General features: G+C 26.6%; 22 protein-coding genes. 19 read left to right on the top strand and 3 right to left on the bottom strand.

Features of this window, described 5'->3' with window-relative positions; translation table 11 throughout:
- The first annotated feature begins 8 nt into the window (after positions 1–8).
- The 9 genes from E0D94_RS12030 (at position 9) to E0D94_RS11990 (ending at position 10,176) form a co-directional block, all read left to right on the top strand.
- On the top strand, positions 9–1,589 hold the full coding sequence (locus E0D94_RS12030) for an NADH-ubiquinone oxidoreductase-F iron-sulfur binding region domain-containing protein (protein ID WP_130807811.1): 1,581 nt from the start codon (positions 9–11) through the stop codon (positions 1,587–1,589).
- An 11-nt stretch (positions 1,590–1,600) separates the two neighbouring features.
- Entirely contained in the window at positions 1,601–2,560 is a 960-nt protein-coding gene (locus E0D94_RS12025; RefSeq protein ID WP_130807810.1) for an NADH-quinone oxidoreductase subunit G, read from the top strand.
- Positions 2,553–5,252 carry a formate dehydrogenase subunit alpha gene (gene fdhF, locus E0D94_RS12020; RefSeq protein WP_130807809.1) on the top strand — a complete coding sequence of 900 codons (2,700 nt, stop codon included), beginning with the start codon at positions 2,553–2,555 and terminating at the stop codon, positions 5,250–5,252. The genes E0D94_RS12025 and fdhF overlap by 8 nt, the downstream gene beginning before the upstream one ends.
- A complete protein-coding gene (gene mobA / locus E0D94_RS12015) occupies positions 5,249–5,848 on the top strand; it encodes a molybdenum cofactor guanylyltransferase (protein WP_130807808.1) in 600 nt (199 codons plus the stop codon). The genes fdhF and mobA overlap by 4 nt, the downstream gene beginning before the upstream one ends.
- A 1-nt stretch (position 5,849) precedes the next feature.
- Complete coding sequence (fdhD, locus tag E0D94_RS12010) at positions 5,850–6,635, top strand: formate dehydrogenase accessory sulfurtransferase FdhD (RefSeq protein WP_130807807.1); 786 nt, start codon at positions 5,850–5,852, stop codon at positions 6,633–6,635.
- Between the two features lie 19 nt (positions 6,636–6,654).
- A complete protein-coding gene (locus tag E0D94_RS12005; protein ID WP_130807806.1) occupies positions 6,655–7,536 on the top strand; it encodes an ABC transporter substrate-binding protein in 882 nt (293 codons plus the stop codon).
- A gap of 60 nt (positions 7,537–7,596) precedes the next feature.
- Complete coding sequence (locus E0D94_RS12000; RefSeq protein ID WP_130807805.1) at positions 7,597–8,262, top strand: HesA/MoeB/ThiF family protein; 666 nt, start codon at positions 7,597–7,599, stop codon at positions 8,260–8,262.
- A gap of 15 nt (positions 8,263–8,277) precedes the next feature.
- On the top strand, positions 8,278–9,561 hold the full coding sequence (locus E0D94_RS11995; protein ID WP_242620539.1) for a sigma-54 interaction domain-containing protein: 1,284 nt from the start codon (positions 8,278–8,280) through the stop codon (positions 9,559–9,561).
- A gap of 102 nt (positions 9,562–9,663) precedes the next feature.
- Positions 9,664–10,176: an accessory gene regulator B family protein gene (locus E0D94_RS11990; protein WP_130807803.1), complete on the top strand. Its 513-nt coding sequence runs from the start codon at positions 9,664–9,666 to the stop codon at positions 10,174–10,176.
- A gap of 4 nt (positions 10,177–10,180) precedes the next feature.
- Here the strand turns inward: E0D94_RS11990 and E0D94_RS11985 are convergent, their stop codons facing one another.
- From E0D94_RS11985 to E0D94_RS11975, 3 genes are all read right to left on the bottom strand, one after another.
- Positions 10,181–11,173, bottom strand: a complete 993-nt coding sequence (locus E0D94_RS11985; RefSeq protein ID WP_165442963.1) for a sensor histidine kinase — start codon at positions 11,171–11,173, stop codon at positions 10,181–10,183.
- A 281-nt stretch (positions 11,174–11,454) separates the two neighbouring features.
- On the bottom strand, positions 11,455–11,883 hold the full coding sequence (locus tag E0D94_RS11980; protein WP_130807801.1) for a LytR/AlgR family response regulator transcription factor: 429 nt from the start codon (positions 11,881–11,883) through the stop codon (positions 11,455–11,457).
- 62 nt (positions 11,884–11,945) lie between these two features.
- Positions 11,946–12,167, bottom strand: a complete 222-nt coding sequence (locus E0D94_RS11975) for a response regulator (RefSeq protein ID WP_130807800.1) — start codon at positions 12,165–12,167, stop codon at positions 11,946–11,948.
- Positions 12,168–12,482: 315 nt separating this feature from the next.
- Between E0D94_RS11975 and E0D94_RS11970 the strand changes: the two genes are divergently transcribed.
- The 10 genes from E0D94_RS11970 (at position 12,483) to E0D94_RS11925 (ending at position 26,843) form a co-directional block, all read left to right on the top strand.
- On the top strand, positions 12,483–14,897 hold the full coding sequence (locus tag E0D94_RS11970; RefSeq protein ID WP_130807799.1) for an ABC transporter permease subunit: 2,415 nt from the start codon (positions 12,483–12,485) through the stop codon (positions 14,895–14,897).
- 28 nt (positions 14,898–14,925) lie between these two features.
- On the top strand, positions 14,926–15,837 hold the full coding sequence (locus tag E0D94_RS11965) for an ABC transporter permease subunit (protein ID WP_130807798.1): 912 nt from the start codon (positions 14,926–14,928) through the stop codon (positions 15,835–15,837).
- On the top strand, positions 15,837–18,242 hold the full coding sequence (locus E0D94_RS11960) for an ABC transporter permease subunit (RefSeq protein ID WP_130807797.1): 2,406 nt from the start codon (positions 15,837–15,839) through the stop codon (positions 18,240–18,242). The genes E0D94_RS11965 and E0D94_RS11960 overlap by 1 nt, the downstream gene beginning before the upstream one ends.
- A 19-nt stretch (positions 18,243–18,261) precedes the next feature.
- On the top strand, positions 18,262–20,235 hold the full coding sequence (locus E0D94_RS11955; protein WP_130807796.1) for a dipeptide ABC transporter ATP-binding protein: 1,974 nt from the start codon (positions 18,262–18,264) through the stop codon (positions 20,233–20,235).
- Between the two features lie 114 nt (positions 20,236–20,349).
- Positions 20,350–21,333 (top strand): ABC transporter ATP-binding protein, encoded by a 984-nt coding sequence (locus E0D94_RS11950; RefSeq protein ID WP_130807795.1) that lies wholly within the window; start codon positions 20,350–20,352, stop codon positions 21,331–21,333.
- On the top strand, positions 21,326–22,342 hold the full coding sequence (locus tag E0D94_RS11945) for an ABC transporter ATP-binding protein (RefSeq protein ID WP_130807794.1): 1,017 nt from the start codon (positions 21,326–21,328) through the stop codon (positions 22,340–22,342). The genes E0D94_RS11950 and E0D94_RS11945 overlap by 8 nt, the downstream gene beginning before the upstream one ends.
- On the top strand, positions 22,329–23,246 hold the full coding sequence (locus E0D94_RS11940; protein ID WP_165442962.1) for an ABC transporter permease subunit: 918 nt from the start codon (positions 22,329–22,331) through the stop codon (positions 23,244–23,246). Before E0D94_RS11945 ends, E0D94_RS11940 begins: the two co-directional genes overlap by 14 nt.
- Positions 23,247–23,460: 214 nt before the next feature.
- Complete coding sequence (locus E0D94_RS11935; RefSeq protein WP_130807792.1) at positions 23,461–25,290, top strand: aldehyde ferredoxin oxidoreductase family protein; 1,830 nt, start codon at positions 23,461–23,463, stop codon at positions 25,288–25,290.
- Positions 25,291–25,337: 47 nt separating this feature from the next.
- On the top strand, positions 25,338–25,562 hold the full coding sequence (locus tag E0D94_RS11930) for a MoaD/ThiS family protein (protein ID WP_130807791.1): 225 nt from the start codon (positions 25,338–25,340) through the stop codon (positions 25,560–25,562).
- 54 nt (positions 25,563–25,616) lie between these two features.
- Positions 25,617–26,843, top strand: coding sequence for a molybdopterin molybdotransferase MoeA (locus E0D94_RS11925; protein ID WP_130807790.1), 1,227 nt, complete (start codon positions 25,617–25,619; stop codon positions 26,841–26,843).
- The last annotated feature ends 4 nt before the right edge of the window (positions 26,844–26,847 follow it).

The following is a 26,847-nucleotide window of genomic DNA, read 5'->3' as shown; positions in this document are numbered from 1 at the left end:
GAACAAATATGATTACTATGGAAAAATTAAAAGATATTAAAGATAATATAAGATCTAAACTTGTAGACAGATTAGAAAAAACAAATAATTATATAATAAATAATCAAGAAATAAAGTTAAAAGGAGATTATTATGAAAAGCAAATAAGGATTGCTCTTAAAAATTGCGATATTATTGATCCAAATAATATTGATGAATATATTGCGTTAGAAGGATATTTTGCATTATCAGAAATATTACATAATATGAGGCCTTTAGATGTTATAGAAGAATTGAAAAAATCAGGTCTTAGAGGTCGTGGAGGAGCAGGTTTTCCTACAGGTATAAAATGGGAAACAGCATATAAATATGACTCTGACAAAAAATATATAATTTGTAATGCTGATGAAGGGGATCCAGGGGCTTTTATGGATAGAAGTATATTAGAAAAAGATCCTCATTCTGTATTAGAAGCCATGGCTATAGCTGGCTATTCTATAGGATCAGATCAAGGATTTATATATGTACGAGCTGAATATCCAAAGGCAGTTGATATGTTAAAAAAAGCTATATCTCAAGCAAAAGAATATGGACTATTAGGAAAAAATATATTAGGAACAGAATTTGATTTTGATATTGAATTACGACTTGGTTCAGGTGCATTTGTATGTGGAGAGGGTACTGCACTTATGGAATCAATTGAAGGAAAAAGAGGTATGCCTAGAACTAAAGTATATAGAACAGCTCATAAAGGATTATGGCAAAAACCTACAATTATAAACAACGTAGAAACGTTTGCAAATATTCCTGTAATATTTAGAAAAGGTGTAGATTGGTTCAAAAATATAGGAACTGAAAAATCACCTGGCACAAAAGTTTTTGCACTTGTAGGTAAAGTAAAGAATGCAGGTCTTATTGAAGTGGCTATGGGTACAACATTAAATGAAATTATAGATGAGTTATCAGGTGGTACTATAGATGATAAAAAAATAAAAGCTATTCAAACAGGTGGTCCATCAGGAGGTTGTATACCCGAACATTTATTTGATACTTCAGTAGATTTTGAATCACTTGCAATGATTGGGTCTATAATGGGGTCTGGTGGAATGGTTGTAATGGATGAAGATGACTGTATGGTTGATATAGCTAAATTTTTCTTAGATTTCACAGTAGATGAATCATGTGGAAAGTGTGTTCCTTGTAGAGAAGGAACAAAGAGAATGTATGAAATATTAGATAGAATAACTAAGGGAAAAGGTACAAGAGAAGATATTGAAAGGTTAGAAAGTTTAGCAAATACAATGAGTGCAGCTTCATTATGTGGATTAGGACAAACTGCTGGGAATCCAGTTGTAAGTACTTTGAAATTTTTTAGAGATGAATATTTATCCCATATAATGGATAAAAGGTGTCCAGCAGGAAGGTGTAGTGAATTAATGAAGTACACTATAACAGATAAATGTATAGGATGTACTTCATGTGCTAGAAAATGTCCTGTTAATTGTATAAGTGGAGAAAGAAAAGAAATACATGAAATAGATCAAGATCTATGTATAAAATGTGGTTCATGTTATGAAGTGTGTCCAGTAAATGCAGTAGTTAAAGGTTAGGGGGAGCTTAAATGAAAAAAGTTACACTTACAATAGATGGAAATAACATAACTGTTCCTTCAAATTTTACAATAATGGATGCAGCTAAAAAGGTAGGCATAAAAATACCAGCATTATGTTATGATCCTAATTTAGAAATAGTATCAGCATGTAGATTATGTTTGGTGGAAATTGAAGGAACAAATAAACTTAAAACTTCATGTTCTACAAAAATAAAGGAAGGGATGGTAGTTTATACAGAAACCGAAAAATTAACAAAGATACGAAGAGAGATATTACAATTATTATTAGATAGTCATCCAAATGATTGTTTAACATGTCAAAAAGCAGGTGAATGTTTGCTTCAAGAATATTCATATAGGTATGATGTTAAATTTAGACAACATGATGGAGAAATGAGACCAAAATTATATGACATTTCTAGTCCATATATATTTAAAGATAATAGTAAATGTATACTTTGTGGGAAATGTGTTAGAACATGTAATCAAATAAAAGAAGAGAGACAAGTTTTGGCATTCGCAGATAGAGGATATGATACTAAGATTGTAGCAGACTTAAATCAAACATTTGAAGAATCAAAATGTGTATCATGTAATAGATGTGTAACTGTTTGTCCTACAGGAGCATTAATAGATAAAAGGTTAAAAGGGAAAGTAAGAGTATGGGATTCAGAAGTTAGAACTGTTGTATGTAAATCATGCTCATATGGTTGTGAATATGATGTTTTATCTACAAAAGGAAAAAATATTGCAGTGAGAGCTAAATCATCATCAAATGATAGACCTTTATGTTTAACAGGAAGGCTTATGACTGAACTTAAATATTTGGAAAACCCTGAAATTCCTTATAGAAAAATAGATGGAAAATTTGTTGAATCCAATTGGATAAGTGCACTAGGACTTAATAGTGTAATAGATAAAATAAATAAATTAGAAGAAAAAAATGTTAAAGGTGATAAAAATGATTAATATTTTAGTTGATGGTAACACCTATGAAGTAGAGGAAGGGAAAACTATTTTAGAAATATGTAAAAATATAGACATAAATATACCTACATTATGTCATGATCAAAGGTTAGAACCTCATGCTGCGTGTAGGATGTGTCTTGTTGAAATAAAGGGAAAGAAAAACTTACAAACTGCTTGTTCTACTAAAGTTAGAAGTGGAATGGAAATATCTACTTCTAACGAGAAGGTAATGGATGCAAGACGTGAAGTATTAGATTTATTACTTTCAAACCACCCTATGGAATGTTTGAATTGTGAAAAATCAGGTGATTGTAACTTACAAAATCTTGCCTATGAGTATGACTTAGAAGACGGATCATATATAGGAGAAAAAAGTAATGAAAAATTAGATAGCAGTAATCCTTTTTATACTTATGACCCAAATAAATGTATTCTCTGTGGAAAATGTGTAAGAGTGTGTAATGAACTTCAATGTACTGACGCAATAGGATATGAAAACAGAGGGTTTTCTACAAAGATAGTAGCACCATTTGATAAGAAACTTGATAAATCATCATGTGTATCTTGTGGTAATTGTGTATCAGTATGTCCAGTAGGGGCACTTTTACCTAAAAAGCTTGAAAAGTTTAGACATTGGGAAACTAAAAAAGTAAGAACTACTTGTTCATATTGTGGAGTAGGTTGTCAATTAGATTTAACTGTAAAGGATAACAAAGTACTTGGTGCCAATCCTGTATTTGATAATGGGCCAAATGATGGCCTTTTATGTGTAAAGGGGAAATTTGCATATAAATTTATAAATCATAAAGATAGACTTAAAACTCCACTTATAAAAGAAAATGGGGAGTTTAGAGAAGCAAGTTGGAATGAAGCCTATAAACTTATAAGAGAAAAAGCAAATAAGATAAAAGATGAATTTGGTAGTGATTCCTTCGCAGGACTTACATCAGCAAGGTGTACAAACGAAGAGAATTATCTTTTTCAAAAATTATTTCGTGCAGTAATAGGTACAAATAATGTCGATCATTGTGCACGTCTCTGACATTCTTCAACAGTTGCAGGTCTTGCAACTACACTTGGAAGTGGAGCTATGACAAATTCAGTTCAGGAAGTAAAAAATACAGATTGTATGTTTGTAATAGGTTCAAATACTACAGAAAATCATCCAGTAATAGGAGCTATGATGAGACAAAATAAAAGAAAAGGTGCTAAATTAATAGTAGCTGATCCAAGAGAAATACCTCTTGCAAAAGATGCAGATGTGTTTTTACAAATAAAACCTGGTACAAATATAGCTATATTAAATGGAATGATGAATGTAATAGTAAAAGAAAAATTATATGATAGAGAATATATAGAAGAAAGAACAGAAAAATTTGAATTAGTAAAAGAAGTAGTCAAAAATTATACTCCAGAAAAAGTAGCTAAAATTTGTGGAGTAAATAAAGAAGATATAATAAAGGCAGCTAGAATTTATGCGAAATCTAATAGAGCAGGAATATATTATGCAATGGGCATAACTCAACATTCTACTGGAACAAATGGTGTAATGAGTGTATCAAACCTTGCTTTAATGTGTGGAAATGTAGGAAAGGAATTTGCAGGAGTAAATCCTCTAAGAGGGCAAAATAACGTTCAAGGTGCTTGCGATATGGGAGGACTTCCAGCTGATTTACCAGGATATCAAAAAGTATTTAAAGATACAGTAAATGAAAAGTTTGAAGAAGCTTGGGGAGTTAAATTATCTAAAGAAGTAGGACTTACAATTCCAGAAATGATGCATGGTGCTGAAGAAGGCAAAGTTAAATTCATGTATATAATGGGAGAGAATCCTATGGTATCAGACCCAGATATAAATCATATTAAAAAAGCATTGGGCAAATTAGATTTTTTAGTAGTTCAGGATATATTTTTTACAGAAACAGCAGAATATGCAGATGTAGTTCTTCCTGCAGCATCATTTGCAGAAAAAGAAGGTACATTTACAAATACAGAAAGAAAAGTACAAAGAGTAAGAAAAGCAATAGATTCAGTTGGTGATTCAAAACCAGATTGGAAGATACTAATGGAAATTATGAATATCTTAGGATATGATACTTGGTATAAGAATACATCAGATATAATGGATGAAATAGCTAAAGTTACACCACAATATGGAGGGATAAGTTATAAGAGGCTTGAAAAAGAAAATTTACAATGGCCATGTTTAGATGAAAATCATCCAGGTACTAAATTCTTACATGAAAAATCTATAGCTCGTGGTAAAGGATTGTTCATTCCAGTAGAATATGTAGAAAGTGATGAAGTAGCTGATAGTAATTATCCCTTTACACTTACAACAGGTAGAATATTATATCATTATCATACTAGGACAATGACAGGACGTGTAGAAGGACTTAACAAAATAGCCCCTTCATCTTATGTAGAAATAAATGAAGTTACAGCTAAAAAATTAAATCTTTCTGATGGAGATAGAGTAAAACTCACTTCAAGACGTGGAGAAATTTTCACTACTACAAAAGTTACAAATATAGTAGGAGAAGATATATTATTTATGCCTTTTCATTTTGCAGATGGAGCCGTAAATTATCTTACAAATCCAGTATATGATGATATTGCAAAAATACCAGAATTAAAAGTAGCAGCAGTAAATTTAGAAAAGGCTAGTAATGAAGAAAAGGTGATTTCATGAAAAAATTTGGTACTGCTATAATACTTGCAGGGGGAAAAAGTTCTAGAATGGGTTTTGATAAACAATTTTTAAAAATTGACAATAGAAGGCTTATGAATTCCTTAATATCAAAGCTTAAAAATGAATTTGATGAAATAATTATAGTTACAAATAAACCTAAAGATTATATAGGGTTTAAGGCTAAAGTAACTACAGATAAAATTAAAAATGTTGGACCACTTGCAGGAATTCATGTAGGATTAATAGAAGCAAGTTCTAAATATAGTTTTGTAGTAGCCTGTGATATGCCAAATATAAATATAAAATATATCACATATATGAGAGAAAAAATAACAAATGAAATAGGTTGTATAACAGAGTATGACAATCATATAGAACCATTTAGTAGTTTTTATTCTAAAGAAATAATTAGTGATATAGAAAAGCATTTACAGACAAAAATGCGTTCAATTAATTCATTAGCTAAGAAATTAAATATATTATATATAAAAGAAAAAGAAGCAAGAAAATTTAGTCCAAATTGGGATATGTTTTTAAATATAAATACAAAAGAAGATTTGAATTTATATTTAGAAAATGAAAAATGGAGTGTTTAATATGAATGTTATAAAAAAAATAAACATAATGAAAATAAGAGGAGAAGAAACAACTAAAGAAGAGGATATTCTAATAACAGAATATCCTCTTACAATATTTGTGAATTACGAAGAAGTTGTAACCCTTTTATGTACACCGAAATCTGTAAAAGAATTAGCTATAGGATTTTTATTTTCAGAAGGTATTTTAAAGGATACGTCGAATATATTAAATATAAGTTTTAATTCAAAATATGGGTTAATATATATAGATATAGAAAATAGAAGTGAGCTAATAGAAAAACTTAGAGGAAAAAGAACTATTACATCAGGTTGTGGAAAAGGAACTATATTTTATAATGTATTAGATAGTTTTAAGTCAAAAAAAATTGAAAAACAAATGGATATAAAAATAGATCAAATAAAAAAGTTAGTGAAAAAATTTAATCATAAATCAGAATTATTTTTAAAAACTGGAGGAGTGCATAGTGTAGCTTTATGTGATAAAAATGACATATTGTTTTTTGAAGAAGATATAGGAAGGCATAATGCATTAGACAAAATACTTGGTAGATCTATGATGGAAAATATTAATTTAAATAATAAAATTGTCTTGACCTCAGGAAGAATATCATCTGAAATATTAATAAAAGTAGCAAAAGGTGGTATTTCTACAATAATATCTCGATCTGCTCCCACAAGTCTTTCAGTAGAAATGGCAAATAAATTAAATATAACATTAATAGGGTTTGCAAGAGGAGAAAAATTAAATGTATATTCTAATTTTGATATATTTAATTTAAAATAAGATAAAGGGGATGTTTTAATTGAAAAAAATATTAGTGTTATTTTTAGTTTTGATTATGAGTATTTCATTAGTAGTTGGATGTTCAAATACTGAAAATCAAGAAGAAGAAGCTTCAACAGATGAAGCAACTGATGAATTATCTAGCAAGGAAAATGATCCTATTAAGTTAGCAACTACGACATCAACAAGAGATTCAGGGCTATTAGATTATATTTTACCAAATTTTACTGATACAAATAATATAGAAGTAAATGTAATTGCAGTAGGAACAGGTAAAGCCTTACAAATGGGAAAAGATGGTGAAGCTGATGTACTTTTAGTACATGCTAAAGATTCAGAAGAAGAATTTGTAGCAGAAGGACATGGTACTGAAAGATATGATGTAATGTATAATGACTTTATTCTTGTTGGCTCTCAAGATGATCCAGCAGGCATAAAAGAAGAGTATCCAGAAGATATCTCTAAAGCTCTTGAAAAATTAAAAGAAACTGAATCTGAATTTGTATCTCGAGGTGATGATTCAGGTACTCATAAAAAAGAACTGAAAATATGGGAGAATGCAGGGATTGATCCTGCAGGAAATTGGTATATTGAAGCAGGGGCAGGTATGGCAGATGTACTTAAAATAGCAGATGAAAAACAAGCTTACACATTAACTGATAGAGCCACATATCTATCTATGAAAGATTCACTTGATTTAGATATAATAGTAGAAGGAGATTCTAATCTTTTCAATCAGTATGGAGTGATACCAGTAAATCCAGATAAGAATAATCAAATAGATAGTGAAAGTGCCATGGAGTTTGTTAATTGGATATTATCAGATGAAGCACAAGAATTAATAAAAGATTATGGAAAAGAAGAATATGGCCAGGCTTTATTTGTGCCAAATGCTAATTAATAATACACTATAGGCTGATTAAATTAATCAGCCTATAGTTATACAAATTGAGGTGACTATATGGAAAGATATGTTAGAAATCATTCATCAATAAGTCATAAAGAACAATCACAAATAAATAATTTAAATGTTGCTATAATTGGACTTGGAGGTCTTGGAGGATATGTATTAGAAAATCTATTAAGAATTGGAGTCAAAAAATTTATATTGATTGATAAAGGAAAATTTGAGGAATCTAATTTAAATAGGCAAGTATTATCTACAGAAGAAAATATAGGTGAATACAAGACTTTAGTTGCAGAAAAAAGAGCAATATCTATAGAGAAAGATGTAGTATTAAAAACATATAGCACCAAATTAGATAAAGAGAGTATAAATTTAATCAAAGAGGTAGATATAGTATTTGATTGTCTTGATTCTATAGAATCAAGGTTTGATTTAGAATATATATGTGAAAAATTAGAGTTACCATTAGTACATGGAGCAATAAGAGGATATTATGGTCAAGTAGCATTATCAAGAGAAGATAATAGAATATTTAAGAAAATATATAAAGATAATACAAAGGAAAATGAATCACTGGGAAACTTACCTATGACTTGCATGATAACAGCAAGCATTCAAGTGAATTTATCACTTAAATATTTATTTGATAATTATAGAGAAAATGAATTAATATTAATAGATTCAAATGAAATGGATATAGAAAAAATAAAAATATTATAAAGGGTAGTGAATAAATTGTACTATGATAATTATATTGAAAATATTATAAAAAACATTATAGATGCAATTATAATATCTGATGATGACGGAAATATAAAGTTTTTTAATGATGAATTACTTAATTTATTTGGATTTAGCAAAGAAAAATTAAATTCAAAAAAAGTTTATGATATTTTTGAAGGTTTTTATAGTTTTAGAGATTTATTAAATAAAAAAGAAAATATAGAAAGAGAAGAAGTATTAATAAATGCAGATAAAAATAAAATACATTTCATGGTTTCCATATATAAATTAGATAACAAAGATTTTTTATTTAAATTTGAAGATATAAAAAAGAAGAGAAAATTAAATAAAAAAATAAAAGAAAATAAAGCAATATATACTTTTGATAAAATAATTGGAAACAATAAAAGATTTAAATGTCAAATAGAATTTGCAAAGAAAATTTCTGATTCAAAATCCACAATACTTATAACAGGAGAAACAGGTACTGGAAAAGAAGTTTTTGCTCAAAGTATTCATAATATGAGCGATAGAAAAAACAAACCTTTTATAGCTATAAATTCAGCAGCAATACCAGATAACTTAATAGAATCAGAACTTTTTGGTTATGTAGAAGGAGCTTTTACAGGAGCTAAAAAAACAGGACAAATCGGCAAGTTTAAGTCAGCAGATAAAGGTACAATTTTTTTAGATGAAATAGGAGAAATGCCTTTTAATTTACAAACAAGATTACTTAGAGTAATAGAAGAAGGTATAGTAACTAGAATAGGATCTATAGATCAAGAATATGTTGATGTAAGAATAATAGCAGCAAGTAATAAAGATTTAAAAAAAGAAGTAGAAAAAGGTAATTTTAGAAAAGATTTATTTTATAGACTAAATGTATTACCACTTTCTATTTTACCATTAAGAGAGAGAAAAGATGATATACCAATTTTAATAGACTATTTTATGGACAAGATTTCAAGAAGATTAAATAAGAAAAAGGTTAAAATCACAAAATTTCAAATGGATTATTTAATTAACTATAACTGGCCTGGAAATATACGAGAATTAGAAAACTTTGTAGAACTTATAATAAACTTAGAATATATACCTAACAAATATTTTGAGAATAAAATAGAAAAAACAAAGAAAGATTTTATAATAGAAAAAAATATGACATTAGAAGAGTTAGAAAAGAATTATATAACAGATATGCTTAGAAAAAATGATAGGAATATAACTAAAGTTGCTAAAATACTAGGTATAGGTAGGAATACTTTGCATAGAAAGATAAATAAGTATGAGTTATGACATGGAGACTACGAGTTACTACATTTTGAAAATATAATGGTTATTTTTATCATATAATTATATTAATTAAATTAAAAATAACTTTTAAAAAGGAATTAAAATATGAAAATGGAGAATAGCATTAATAGTCCTAATACACTTATAATAAAAAGAATTATACCTATAGTAGTAAATATTATAACTATAATTGGAATTGGAATATTATTTGATATGGTTTTAGAGAGTATAATTTTTATTATTTCTTATGAACCAATTCGTGCATATACAGGAGGATATGATGCAGGTGATAATTTAAATTGCTATATATTTTCTTTGGCTTTAACTATAATAGCAATGATATCTATAAAATATATTCCATCATCAAATTATACTATATTATTTTTAGGTATAATATCCTCATTTATAGTATTATTACTATCTCCAGTAGAAGATAGTAATAATTTCTCTAATAAAGAAAAAGCATATAAACATAAAATTATATCAAGAATGATGTGTATTATAGAATTAGTTGTAGTGTTAATATTATTAATATTAGAACTTAATAATATTGCACTTACAATAACAATATCTTTATTTATACTTTCAATAATGATTTTATTTGGAAAAGTACAATAAATATTTATAAATAAAGTAATAGTTTTACATAGAAAATATTATCATCATAACTATAATTTAAGTCCCCCTCATATTTTTCTAATATATATTTAACATTTTTAAGTCCTATACCGTGATTAAACTTATCTTTTTTTGTGGTTAGGATTTTTTCTTGTTCTTTTAGAATTTTACCATCAAAGGTATTCTTAAAGTGCATATGAAGTATATTTCTATCATAAAATATGCTAATATGTATAAACCTTTTATCATTTTCTAATTTAGAAGTTGCTTCTATGGCATTATCTATTAAGTTTCCAATGACTATAATCATATCAAAAGAATCTAAATTTAAATCGTAAGGTATATTTAAATTCAACTCTATACTGATACCTTTTGATTTAGCAGATTGAATTTTATAATTTAATATACTATCAATATCTACATTACCAGAATTAGCAAAATCTCTTTTATCATAAGAGGAATTATTAATTTTTTCTATGTATTTTAATGCTTTTTCTTTTTTATTATTAATTATATAATTTTCTATAGCTATAAGGTGATTTTTTAAATCATGTCTTGTAGCCTTTAATTTTTTATAAGAAGAATTCATAATTTTAAATTGTTCTTCATAATATTCATTTTGTTTTTCTAATAATTTATTTTGTATTTTTTCTTTATATATTCTATTTAACATATCATATAAATAAAAAGTTACTATATTGATTATAAACAATATGAATATAGAGATTAATAATTCATATTTATTTAAATTACTATTTTGAAAAAGTAATAATGTTAAATACATAGAGCTTAAAGGGATAAAAAATACAGAGAACCAATAAATATTAGGCAATTCTATATTATTTTTTACATTTTTAGCTCCTTCAAATATTAATACTATAAGATAGCTTATTATTCGACTAAAAATTATAATAGAAATATCTAGATATGTTGACTTAAAAATAGATAAATTTATATTAACTATAAGTAAAGTAATTATAATTTCTGAAAACATCATTATTGAAATTATAAAAAATATAGAAATGATTTTCCTTTTTAAAGTTGACTTATAATTAAAAGATAGTATAAAAAAAGAAATTATATTTGTAACTAAACTAAGTAAAGGTATATTAAAAACTAAAAAAATAAAAGAAATTAGTATGTAAAAAATAAAATAAGAAAAAATTTCTATTGTTTTTATTTTTTCTCTTTCAAAAAAAACTCCCATAAATCTAAATATGGTATATACATATAAAGTATTAATTATAAGATAAAATAAGACATAATTAATAACACTCATTAAATTTCACCTATCTTCATCTGTAACTCTCGTAAATTTTTTCTAAAAGTTTGAGTAATATTTAGAATTGTATTATCTGTTAAAGTTACTTTATTGTATTTAAAGATTTTCACATGATTTATATTGATAAGATAAGATCTATGAATAAATACAAATCCATAATCATTTAATCTATTAAAAATTTCTTTTAAAGTACCGTAAAAAGAATATTTTCCATTTAGAGTATATATATTTATTTGTCTATTATTACTTTCAAAATAAAGTATATCTGTTATAGGGATACGATGACATTCTTTTTCTTTTTGATAATTAAAAAAGTTATTTTTATTTTTTATTAATTTCATAGCTGTGCTAAATGTTTTGTCCACTTTTTTGGTACTAATTGGTTTAATTAAGAAATCTAAAGGTCTTATAGAAAATAACTCCATAGCATATGAAGTTTTACTTGAAATATATATTATTTGAGTAATTTGGTCATTTATATCTTCTCTTATTTTTTTCCTAATTGGACTCCACTCATATATTTTAATTCAATATCTAAAAAAATTAAATCATATTTATTTTTATTTAATAAATTTTTGTATAAATTTTCAGCAGTATAAAATATATCTATTTCAATCTTCATATTATATTTTGGACTAATATCTAATATAATGTTTTCTAATTGATTGCATATGGCATTTTCATCATCACAAATAGCTATATTCAGCATCGTTTCACCTCTATTTTTCTAAAATTACCTTATATTGTAATTATATCATAGGATAAATAAAAATAAAGATTTAAAATTATGAGTTATTAAAGTATGAAAAATACAATCAAGCAAAGTTATTTTATAGTAAATCAGATATAACTCACCAAAAAACAAAAAGTGATTACATTATTTAATGGTTATAGAAAACAAATTAGAATATATTTATAAAACAAAAAAACTTGGGATAAATTTTTTGATTAAAAATATATTTAAAATAAAGAAGGAATATAAAAAAATTTATAGAATATAAACTATAGGAAAAGGAGGGATAAATTGCTAAATAAACTTAAAAAACTAAATATTCCGTTAATTATAGGAATTATCATAGTTTCACTTATAGTATTTATATTGATTTTTGGATATAGAATAATTCCTTTAGATCCTTTTGCTACAAATTTTGGATTACCTAAACTTGAAGGAGATACATTAAATGTTTCTAACCCACCTAATCCACCTAATAACATTAATATATGGGGAACTGATTCTATAGGGAGAGATATATTTAGTAGAGTTATTTATGGAGCTAAGTTAACTATAGGTTTAGCATTTATAACATCAATTTTTAGATTTTTAATAGCAATTCCGTTTTCTTTTTTAGCTGCATTTGGGAGTAAAAGAAGTTCAGATATAATTGATTTTTTTAACATGAGTTTTAGTGCTCTTCCTGCTATTGTAATTAGTTATATTATATTAAATTATTATTATATATATAATATGGAAATTGAGTCTGCTTTTATAGCTTACATAGTTGTGCTTTCAGTTATAGGTTGGGGTAGAGTAGGAGCTATATTAAGAGAAAAAATAGAAGACATAAAATCACAAGATTTTATAAAGGGTGAGATTGCTATAGGGAAGAGCAGTCTACTTATTGCTGTGGAGAATATATTCCCACATTTATTTGCAAATATTATAATCTATTTTTTTATAGAAATAAGCAGAGTGCTTATAATCATAGCAGAGTTAGGAGTACTTGGTATATATATTGGAGTAAATAAAATAAATCCAGAGTTATTAGAAAGGATTGATAGTACAATTACTCCAAGTTATTATCCAGAATGGGGTTCAATGCTTGCTTCAGCTAGATATGCCATATCAGCTTGGAAACCGTGGATAGTAATGTATCCTGCATTAGCTCTATTTGTCACTGTATTTGGATTTAATCTTTTAGGAGAAGGATTAAAAGAGGAAGTAAATAAGAAAAATTCTAAGTTTATAATTTTTATAAAACATATTCCATATCATTTGTCCCCAATAACTTTCATACATCAAATCAAGAATAAAGAAAAATATAAGAAAAGTATTTTAATAAAATTATCACTTGTACTAATATTAGGATTAGTTTTTTTATATCCTCCCAGCATAAGTAAATATAAAGTCGATAGTAATAGAATATATAATGAAGTAGAAGAAATATCTAACCAAAAGTATAATAATAGAGTAATAGGAACTGAAGGTCATGAGGAGTTTTCAACTTATATTGTTAAACAATTAGAAGAAAATAATATAATCCCATTATTTGAAGATGGTTATATAAATAAAGGTAATATCAATGTAGAAATGAATAATATTAAAAAAGCAGAAATGCATCTAAAAAAGGGAGAAGAAAAGATAAATTTTAAATATAAAGATGATTTTATTATGGAGAATATATATTTAAATGAAACTTCAGATTCAATATATGAAGGAAAAATTTCTGGTAAATTACTACTATATGAAGATTATTTAAATGAAAAATATAATGAAGAAGAAAATTATTTTTTAATTGTAGACAATTGGAATAGCTATAATAAGATAGCTACAGAAATAAATAAAGAGAAATTTATAACTGGTGTATTACTATCTTCTGTTACTTCACTAGAAGATATAGTTTCTTTTGTAAATATAGCAGGTTCTATCGATGATTTAAAGAAAGATAAAGAACAATTTGGATCAGCTTTCAGGGGTTATATAACAGAAGATACAGTACAAGAATTAAAAAAATATTCAAAAGAAGAATTAATTATAGAATATAAATTAAAAAATTTAAAAAATGTAGAAGTGAAAAATATAGGGGGATATATTGAAGGGGAAGGATTAGATGAGCCACCACTTATAATAGCAACTAATTATGATTATTTTTCTAATGACATTGATGATTTAGGTAATGGTGTTTTTTATAATGGTACATCAATTGCTGCTAATTTAGAAATTATGAAAGTATTATCACAAAACAATTTTACTCTTAAAAGAGATATTATTTTTCTTTTTTTTGATGGTTCTAAAGGGACAAGAGAAAAAGGTACTGATTTATTTAGAAATACTGATTTTTATAATAAACTGTCACCTTATCATTTTATAATGCAATTAAATTTTTTAGGGTATAAAAATTCAGATTCATTATCTATAGATACATCTTTACTTTATTCTGACAATAAAAATCACTACAATTTTATTAAAGGAATATTTAAAAGGGCTAAAGAATTAGGAATAGAATTTAAAATTGATAAAGTATCCAATACAAATGATGGAATAACGGATATGCATGTAAATGGAAGTAGTGGAGTATTAATAAGCTCTATCAATGACAATGAAAGGAAAGAAGTAGAAAATATAGAGCAAAATATAAATATTATTAATGAAAAAAAGTTAAAAAATCAAATTCAATTAATAATTGATGCCATAACATTATATGAATATGAATTTGATTAATATAGAAATTTAGAGAAAGGAAATTAGAATGAAAAAGTATAGAAATATAATTTTGAAATTTATTCGAAATATCATACTAGTACTTTCAGCATTAACTTTTATAATATTTTTAATCAAAATACCTGTTACTTCTGAATTTAATATAGATATTAAAAACATATCAATAAATACAAATATAAATTTTAAAGAAATTTTAAATGAAATATTTGATTATTATAAAATGATTTTTTCAGGAACATTTGGAAAAACTTCTGATAATAGAATGGTATGGTCATATATAAGACCTGGAATTAATAGGAGTATTGTTTTATTAAGCATATCATTAATATTGGCCATTATTTTAGGTATATTAAAAGGAATATATGATAGTAAAAATGATAAACCTTATAAATCCAGTATAAAAATATTATCTACTCTTGCATTAATAGCGATGCCAAATGTATTTTTAATATTATTATTACAATTTTTAGCTGTAATATTATATAGAAATGGAATAGACTTAGTACCTGCTGCAGGTTATGGAGAAATAAGACATATGATTCTTCCAATACTTGCACTAACTCTTATTCCCATGAGCTATATAGCTAGAATAACTTCACTTTCAATAGATGAAGCTTATACTAAGGAATACGTGGAAACTGCAAGGGGGAAAGGAGCTAATGATAGAAGGATATTAACTATTCATATAATTAGAAATTCTATAATTGACATATTGGACTCCTTTTCCTCTATAACTACTATAATAATTTCTACATTATTAATAGTTGAATATATGTTTGCATATCCAGGAATTGCTTATATGATGTTTAGAAAAAGTGGTGAAGACAATATAATAATAGCTATAGCTATTATTATAGGAGTATTATATTTTTTTATTACATCAATATTTAAGATTATTAAACATATACTAGACCCTAAATTAAAGGAGGAAAATATTTAATGAATAAATTTAAAAAAGTAAATATTCCTCTTTTTATTGGATTAATATTAGTTATTATTATATTTATTATATCTATTCACGGATATAGATTTATGCTATTAGATCCATTTGCAATTAATTTATCACAACCTAAAATGATAGATGGTAATTTAATAGTCAACAATCCCCCCCATCCACCTAATAATACTAATATTTGGGGAACTGATATAATTGGAAGGGATATATTTAGTAGAATTATGTATGGGGCAAAAATAACTATGTTAATAGCTGTATTTTCTGCAATTTTAAGATTTTTAATAGCATTGCCTATTTCATTTATTGCAGCATTTGGAAATAAATTAAGTAATAAAATTATTGATATATTTAATGCTACATTTAGTGCCATACCAGCTCTTATAATTACTTATATTATATTAAACTTAAAATCAATTAGAAATTTAGAAATAGATGAAGCTATTATAGCATATATAACAGTACTTACATTTATAGGATTTGGTAGAATAAGCACTATTCTTAGAGATAGAATAAAAGAGATATTAGAAAAAAGTTTTATAAAAGGAGAAATAACAGTAGGGAAAAAGAAATGGAGTATTGCTATAGAAAATATATTACCACATCTATTTGCAAGTATTATAATTTATTTTTTTATAGAAATAAGCAGAGTGCTGATAATAATAGCAGAATTAGGAGTACTTGGTATATATATTGGAGTAAATAAAATAGATCCAAATTTAATAAAAGAATTAGAACTATCTATTACTCCAAGTTATTATCCTGAATGGGGTTCAATGCTTGCTTCAGCTAGATATGCTATATCGGCTGGTAAACCATGGATAGTAATATATCCTGCACTTGCTTTATTTGTATCTGTACTTGGATTTAATCTTTTAGGAGAAGGGTTAAAGCAGGAATTAAATAAAAGAAATTCTAAGTTTATTGTGTTTTTAAAGCATATTCCATATAATTTATCTCCTATAACTTTTTATTATCAACTTAAAAATATTAGGAAATTTAAAAAAGAAGTATTAATTAAAATATCTATAATATTAATAATTTTTATAACCTTATTCATTCCTTCAAAAGTTAGTAAATATAAAGTAAGTGGTGATAGGGTTTTTAATCATGTTAAAGAATTATATAGAGATAATTATCAAATAAGTGAAGATAATTTACAAAACACTCAAGATTATATAATAAATAAATTAGAGAATTATAATACAAAATCTATTTTTTCAACAGGATATTTAGATAATGAAGATAAAGACCATTCTATAGATGTAGAAAATAGTGAATTTTATATAGATAAAGAAGAAGACATAAAATTTTTTTATAAAAGGTCCTATAATTTTAAAAATGTATATGCTAACAAATTAGATGAAAAAACATATGAAGGTGAGTTAAGAAGAAGATTATTGACTTTAGAAAATTATAAGGAAGGCAATTATAATAGTAATAATGATTATATTTTACTTGTAAATCAATATAGTTTTAGCTTTGATATTAGTTCATTACAAAAAGAACTTTCAAATAAGGATTTTATTGATGGAATTATTTATATTGGAACTAATAAAGAAATTAATGAAAAAAATGAAACTAATATTATATCACCTATAGATAAAATAGAAAAACAAAAGAGTCAAGATGGAAAAATTAATTTTATTATTTTAGTAAATGATGATACAGCTAGTAAATTAATTGAAAATGCAGACAAGGAAATAGTTTTTAATGTAAAAATAAATAAATCAGAAAAAAATGATTTAAATAATATTTTTGCTTTTATAGAAGGGGAAGATAAGGAAAAGCCTCCACTTATATTTTCTACTAATTATAACGAAAGAATAAATGGAGGTAAGGTATTAAATAAAGGGTTGCAAAATGGTTCATCTATTGCTTCTTTATTAGAGATAATAAATATATTAAAAGATAGTGAATATAAACCACAGAGAAATATATATTTTTTATTTTTAGATGGCTCTAAAGGAGAAAATATAACTCCTTATGACTCACTTAAAAAAAGTAGCTTTTATGATTCGTTGCATGATGAACATTTATTTATCTATTTAAATTACTTAGGGTATGAAAATACTGATAACATGTATATTGATGGATCATTATTAATTCCTGATAATAAATATCATTATGAAGTTGTAAAAAATCTTTCTAAGAGAGCTAAGGAATTAGAGGTTAATATAATATTAGACAAAATAGCAAAGCCAGAAGATGACATAACTACATTAAATGTAAATGGAAGTAGTGGGTTATTTTTATCTTCAATAAATTTATCTAATAGAGATGAAATAGAAAGCAATGAAATGAATCTTAGATACGTGAGTAAGGAAAATTTGAAGAATCAAACTCAATTAATATTAGATGTTATTACAATAATGGATTATGAACTGGAATAGTTGCATGGGGGAAAATCAAATGGAAAACTTATTAAAAGTAGAAAATCTTAGAACATATTTTGAATTAGAAGATAAAACTATTTATGCAGTAGATGATGTGTCATTTAATATAAAAAAAGGTGAAATAGTGGCTTTAATAGGTGAATCAGGTAGTGGGAAATCTGTAACTGCTAAATCTATAATGAATATAATACCTAGACCATTTGGAAAAATAAAAGGTGGCAAAATAATTTTTGAAAGTAAAGATTTATTAACCAAAAGCAAAGAAGAAATACAAGATATAAGAGGAAGAGACATATCTATGATATACCAAGAACCATTAAAATCTCTTAATCCTCGACTAAAAATAGGTTATCAAATAAAAGAAGTATTGAAAATTCATACTAATATAAAGGGCAGTGATGCAAAGGAAAAGGCTATAGAACTTTTAAGAAAAGTAGACATACCAGAACCTGAAAAGAGATATAATTCATATCCATATGAATTAAGTGGTGGTATGAGACAAAGGGTAATGATTGCAATGGCACTAATTTGTAATCCAAAACTTTTAATAGCAGATGAACCTACTACAGCACTTGATGTTACAATACAAGCTGAAATATTAGAGCTTATAAAGAGTCTAAAAAGTGAATTAAATATGTCAGTATTATTTATAACACATGATTTAGGAGTAGTTACAAATATAGCTGATAGGATAATGGTAATGTATAGTGGAAAGATACGAGAGATTTCATATACAAAGGAATTATATAAAAATCCACTTCATCCATATACAGTGTCTCTTATGAAATGCATACCAAGATTAAATGATCCTACAAAAGAACTTTATACTATTAAAGGAAATGTACCAGATTTAGAAACTAAAGAAAAGGGATGTGCTTTTTATCCAAGGTGCGGTAGACGTATGGATAAATGTATAGATAATAATCCAAAACTCTTAGAATATAAAAAGGGTCATTTTGTAAGATGCTGGCATTATTATAATAAAGAAATTAAATTAGAATTAAAATCTCCATTGATAAAAATTCAGGACCTCAAAAAATATTTTAATGTAAAGGATCCAAGTATAACTAAAGAAAAATCATATATTAAAGCAGTAAACAATGTATCTTTTGATATTTATGAAGGAGAAACATTTGGATTAGTAGGTGAAAGTGGTTCTGGGAAAAGTACTTTAGGATATTTATTATTAGGATTATTAAAACCAACAAATGGAAAGATTTTTTATGGAAATGATCCAATATATAGATATAATGAAGAACAGTTTAGAAAGATGAGAAAAGATTTACAAATAATATTTCAAGATGCATCATGGGCATTAGATCCAAAGATGATAGTAGAAGATATATTAACAGAACCACTTAAAATACATAATATAGTACCTAGATTTGAAAGAGAAAAAGAAGTAAAGAGACTACTTAATATAGTAGGACTTTCATCAAAAGATATGAAAAAATTTCCTCATGAATTTAGTGGTGGTCAAAGGCAGAGAATAGGTATAGCTAAAGCCATATCTACAAGACCAAAATTTATACTATGTGATGAGCCGGTTTCAGCATTAGATGTTTCAATTCAATCAAAAATATTAAATTTACTTACAGATTTACAAAAAGAATATAGTTTAACATATTTATTTATAGCCCATGGCTTAAATGTAGTAAGACATGTATCAAATACTGTAGGGGTAATGTATTTAGGAAAATTAATGGAAATAGGAAAAGTAGATGATATATATAACTCTCCAAAACATCCATATACAGAAGCACTCATATCAGCATTTCCACATCCTGATCCTGAAATAGAGCATAAAAGGATAATATTAAAAGGAGAAATACCAAGTCCTATAGATACACCTTCAGGATGTGTATTTCGTACACGCTGTCCATATAAAATGGATATATGTAAAAAAATAGAACCAAAACTTACAGAAGTTGGAGAAAATCATAAATCAGCTTGCTTCTTAGATGAAAAAGTAATAGAAAACTCAAAGTAATTACTATAATAAGTTATAACAATAAAATATATTAAGAATAAATTACAACCTAAATAAAAAAGGAATATTAAACCTTTTATAGAATATAAGAAGTATAGGAAAAGGGGCGATATTATGGAAAATTTGCTTGAAGTGAAAAATCTTACAACATATTTCAAATTAGAAAATAAGACTATTCATGCAGTAGATGATGTGTCATTTAATATAAAAAAAGGTGAAATAGTGGCCTTAATAGGTGAATCAGGTAGTGGAAAATCTGTAACTGCTAAATCTATAATGGGAATAGTACCTATTCCACCAGGTAAAATAGTAAATGGACAAGTAATATTTGAAGGAGAAGATTTATTACAAAAAAAGAATAAAGAACTTAAACACATAAGAGGAAAAGATATATCCATGATATATCAAGAGCCTATGACTTCGCTAAATCCTATGTTAAAAATAGGTTATCAAATAAAAGAAGTATTAAAAATTCATACTAATATAAAGGGTAGTGATGCAAAGGGTAAAGCTATAGAACTTTTAAGAAAAGTAGACATACCAGAACCTGAAAAGAGATATAATTCATATCCATATGAATTAAGTGGTGGTATGAGACAAAGGGTAATGATTGCCATGGCACTAATTTGTAATCCAAAACTTTTAATAGCAGATGAACCTACTACAGCACTTGATGTTACAATCCAAGCTGAAATATTAGAGCTTATAAAGAGTCTAAAAAGTGAATTAAATATGTCAGTATTATTTATAACACATGATTTAGGAGTAGTTACAAATATAGCTGATAGGATAATGGTAATGTATAGTGGAAAGATACGAGAGATTTCATATACAAAGGAATTATATAAAAATCCACTTCATCCATATACAGTGTCTCTTATGAAATGCATACCAAGATTAAATGATCCTACAAAAGAACTTTATACTATTAAAGGAAATGTACCAGATTTAGAAACTAAAGAAAAGGGATGTGCTTTTTATCCAAGGTGCGGTAGACGTATGGATAAATGTATAGATAATAATCCAAAACTCTTAGAATATAAAAAGGGTCATTTTGTAAGATGTTGGCATTATGAGGAGGACAGTAATAATGAGTAATGAAAAATTAATAGAAATTCAGAATTTAAAGAAATATTTTAATATAAATAATTCAAATATATTTAAAAATGAAAAAACATTAAAAGCAGTGGATGGGATTTCTTTTGGTATAAATAAAGGAGAAACATTTGGTTTAGTTGGTGAAAGTGGATCGGGGAAAAGTACTACAGGACTTTTGATGCTGAGGTTGCTAAGTCCTACTAGTGGTAGTGTATATGTAGAAGGTGAAGATATATATAAGTATTCTAAAGCTAAATTTAGAAAGATGAGAAAAGATTTACAAATAATATTTCAAGATGCATCGTGGGCATTAGACCCAAAGATGATAATAGAAGATATATTAACAGAACCACTTAAAATACATAATATAGTACCTAGATTTGAAAGAGAAAAAGAAGTAAAGAGACTACTTAATATAGTAGGACTTTCATCAAAAGATATGAAAAAATTCCCTCATGAATTTAGTGGTGGTCAAAGGCAGAGAATAGGTATAGCTAAAGCTATATCTACAAGACCAAAATTTATACTATGTGATGAGCCAGTTTCAGCATTAGATGTTTCAATTCAATCAAAAATATTAAATTTACTTACAGATTTACAAAAAGAATATAGTTTAACATATTTATTTATAGCCCATGGTTTAAATGTAGTAAGACATGTATCTAATACTGTAGGGGTAATGTATTTAGGAAAATTAATGGAAATAGGAAAAGTAGATGATATATATAACTCTCCAAAACATCCATATACAGAAGCACTCATATCAGCATTTCCACATCCTGATCCTGAAATAGAGCATAAAAGGATAATATTAAAAGGAGAAATACCAAGTCCTATAAATACACCTTCAGGATGTGTATTTCATACACGCTGTCCATATAAAATGGATATATGTGAAAAGTTAGAACCAAAACTTACAGAAGTTGGAGAAAATCATAAATCAGCTTGTTTTTTAGATGAAAAAGTAATAGAAAATTCTAAAGGGGGAGAGAAAATTGAATATAAATAAAAAACTTATATTAAAAATACTTTTAAATATAATAATAGGGTTTGTTACCCTTACACTTATACTTTCAGTATTAAATTTGACCCCTGATAATTTTATAGTACTTCCTTTAGGAGAAAAAAGCTTTGAAACAAATATAGAGTTTAAAGCAATTCTTAAAAATGTATTTGACTATTATGAAACTCTTTTATCAGGCACATTTGGAACTAGTAATACAAATAAAGATATATTTAATTTTGTAGAATCAAGCTTTAAAAATTCAGCAATTTTACTTTCATTTTCTCTTTTCTTTGCCATAGTATTTGGAATACTTAAAGGAATATTTGATAGCAAAAGAGAAAAGAGATATTCTTCAAATTTAAAAACATTATCTACTCTTACAATACTTGCTATGCCAGATGTATTTTTGATATTAGTATTACAGTTTTTAGCTGTAATATTATATAGAAATGGAATAAAAGTAGTACCAGCAGCAGGATATGGTGAAATAAGGCATATGATTCTTCCTATACTTTCATTAACTCTTATACCCATGAGTTATATTGCTAGAATAACATCACTTTCAATAGATCAAAATTTTGAAAAAAATTATGTTAAAACGGCTTTAGGCAAAGGTGCTTCAAATAGGAGAATAATATATATTCATGTACTTAGAAACGCAATAATGGATTTATTAGATTCATTTTCAGCTATAGCAACTATTATAATATCCACTCTTGTAGTAGTAGAGTATATGTTTGCATATCCAGGTCTTGCATATATTATGTTTAAAAATTATGAGTTAGGTGAAATCAAAGTGGTTATGGCAATGGGGATTATGATAGCTTTTCTTTACTTTTTAATAACTACAGTATTTAAGATACTAAAATATGTGCTAAACCCTAAGTTAAGAGGTGAATTGAACTGATTTTTGTAATTAGATATAAGGTTAAATAGGAAGAGAATCTGATTCTATACGGATAAGAGTATTATATAATAATGGATCACTTGTTCCAATATGGTATATATAAATATACCATATTGGAACAAAAATAAATTGAATATTCTGTAATATAGTATATAAGCTATTCTTAAAATTGGCTTCATTCTTGCAATATCATATATAAAAAGGAGGTATTTTTATGTATGGTTATATGGGTAAACTTTTAAGGGTAGATTTGACAAATAGAAAAGTTAACACAGAAAATTTAGATTTTGAAGTATCAAAGAAGTATTTAGGTTCAAGAGGTATTGGAGTTAAAATTATGATGGATGAAGTTGAAGCTGGTATAGATCCATTTAGTGAAGAAAATAAACTTATAATTGCTACAGGAGGACTTACAGGGGCACCTTTACCTACTTCTGGTAGGTATATGGTTATTACTAAATCACCTCTTACAGGTACTATTGCTATATCAAATTCAGGGGGACATTGGGGACCTAAATTTAAGGCAGCTGGATATGATTTAGTGATATTTGAGGGGAAATCTGAAAAACCAGTATATTTATATGTAGATGATGAAACAGTTGAAATCAGAGATGCAAATCATATATGGGGTAAAACATTATCTGAAACTACTGAAATATTGAATCAAGAAGCAAAGGGAAAAGTACTTGCAATAGGGCCTGCTGGAGAAAAATTATCTCTTTTAGGCTCAGTAATGAATGATATAGATAGAGCAGCTGGTCGTGGTGGTGTTGGTGCTGTAATGGGCTCTAAAAATTTAAAAGCTATTGTAGCTAATGGAACTAAAAAAGTGCTTTTATACGATAAAAACAAAACTAAGGAAGTCACTAAGTTAAAGGTGAAAACATTAAAAGAAGATCCTGTAGCAGGAAATGGTCTACCTACTTACGGTAGTGCTGTACTTGTAAATATTATAAATGAAAATGGAATATTGCCTGTTAAGAACTTTCAACAGTCTTATACAGACGATGCAGATAAAATATCAGGTGAATCTTTAAAAGAAGGACCATTATTGAAAAAATCAGCATGTTTTGCTTGTCCTATAGGTTGTGGTCGTGTTATAAAAACTAAGGATGGTAGAGTCATTGGTGGGCCTGAATATGAGACTCTTTGGTCATTTGGTTCAAATTGTGACATATATGATTTAGAAACTATAAATATATCAAATGAACTTTGTAATGAATATGGAATGGATACTATTTCAGTTGGAGCTACAATTGCAGCAGCTATGGAATTATATGAAAAAGGATATATTAAATATGAGGATATAGCAGAAGATGGATTAAGTCTAAAATGGGGAGATAAAGATGCTGTAATAGGTTGGACTGAAAAAATGGGTAAAAGAGAAGGATTTGGAAAGAAGCTATCAGAAGGATCAGCTAGACTTTGTGAATATTATGGAGCACCTGAAATTTCAATGAGTGTTAAAAAACAAGAAATAGCAGCATATGATCCCCGTGGAGTTCAAGGTCATGGTTTGACTTATGCAGTAAACAATAGAGGGGGATGTCATATTAAAGGATATATGATAAGCCCTGAAATACTCGGATATCCTGAAAAGTTAGATAGATTTTCTATTGAAGGAAAAGCTGCTTATACTAAAATATTCTTAGATCTAACAGCTGTAATTGATGCAATTGGACTTTGTGTCTTTACTACATTTGGACTCGGACTTCCTGATTATGTAGATATGTATAATGCTGTTGTAGGTGATGTTTATGACAATGATTCACTTCTTCAAGCTGGAGAGAGAATTTGGAATTTAGAAAAATTATTTAATTTAAGAGAAGGAATAGATAGCTCACAAGATAAATTGCCAAAGAGATTGTTAAAAGATCCTATTTCTAATGGTCCATCTAAGGGTCATGTTCATAGGTTAGATGAATTATTACCAGAATATTATTCAGTAAGAGGATGGGATGAACAAGGTGTTCCTACTGAAGAAACATTAGAAAAATTAGGGTTATCTGAATATAAAAAGTATGTTGAAAAAGAAATGGCATAATACAAGGTCCCATAGGGGACCTTGATATTTTAGGAGGTAACAATATTATGAATATAGAAGTTAGGCTTTTTGCTACATTTAGAGAAGGAAGAGATAAAAAGTATTTTTTAGAAATTGAAGAAGAAACTACTATAAAAGATATAGTAAAAAAATTAGAAATTAATGAAAATGAAGTAAGTCTTGGTCTTTTAAATGGAATAGATGGATCCCTTGATAGAGAAGTTAAAAATGGAGATATTATTTCCTTATTTCCACCAGTAGGTGGGGGTTAAAAATTCGGAAAATTGTGATATAATTAATTAAAGCATAAAGAAGAGAGTGATTAAATGGATTTTTTTAATGCAGTAACAGTAGAGAGAGCAAGGGAACTTACTTTAGAAAAATTTAAAGATTTTACATTTCAAACAGAAAAAGTAGATATTTTAAATGCTAATAGAAGAATATTATCTAAGGACTTATATTCTTCTATTAATGTGCCTGAATTTAATCGTTCAACTGTTGATGGATATGCTATTAAAGTAAATGATAGTCATGGGGCAAACGATTCTATACCAAGTATATTAAATATTGTAGGACAAGTAGAAATGGGAGAGTATACTGATTTAGAAGTTAATTCAGGAGAAGCCATATCTGTACCTACAGGGGGCATGATTCCTGAAGGTGCAGATGGAGTAATTATGATAGAAAATACTGAAAAGATGGATGAACATACTCTGTTGATACAAAAAGCTATATCCAAGGGAGAAAATATAATATTTAAAGGTGATGATATAAAAAAAGGAAATATAGCACTTAAAAAGAAAAAAGCATTAAATCCTGAAGATATAGGTGTTATGGCAGCACTTGGAATAAAAAGTTTAGAAGTATATAAAAAACCAAAGTTTTTTATAATCTCTACTGGAGATGAAATAATAGATATTCACGAGGAATTAAGTATTGGTAAAATTAGAGATATAAATTCTTATACTCTTAAAAGCTCTATAGAAAATATTAATTGTGAAGTGGTAGGAAAATCTATAGTAAAAGATAATTATAGTATATTAAAAGATGAAGTAAATAGAGCATTAGGAATTTCTGATATTTTACTTATTTCAGGAGGAAGTTCTGTAGGAACTAGAGATTACACTTATAATGTTATAAATTCATTTGATGATAGTGAAGTTTTTGTACATGGTATATCTATAAAACCTGGGAAACCTACTATAATAGGAAAGATTAAGAATAAGTTAGTAGTGGGGCTTCCAGGGCATCCTGTATCATCTATAGTTATATTTAAAGCTTTAGTAGAATATTTTATATACAAAAAACTTAATGTAGAAAAAATAATTCCAAGTATATTAGCAAAAGTAGATTATAATTTTGCTTCATCTCCTGGAAAAAAGACTTATCAAATGGTGAACATAAAAAAACATGAAGATGAATATCACATATCTCCTAGTTTTGGTAAATCGGGTATGATAAGTTTATTATCAAATTCTAATGGTTACATAATAATTGATGAATATGAAGAAGGTATAAATAAAGGGGAAACAAGAAAGGTATATTTATTATAGGAGA

The organism is Senegalia massiliensis (assembly GCF_900626135.1).
Classification (GTDB): Bacteria; Bacillota; Clostridia; order Tissierellales; family SIT17; genus Anaeromonas; species Anaeromonas massiliensis.
The sequence above is the reverse complement of the archived record's forward strand: the minus strand, read 5'-3'. Positions and strand labels throughout refer to the sequence as shown.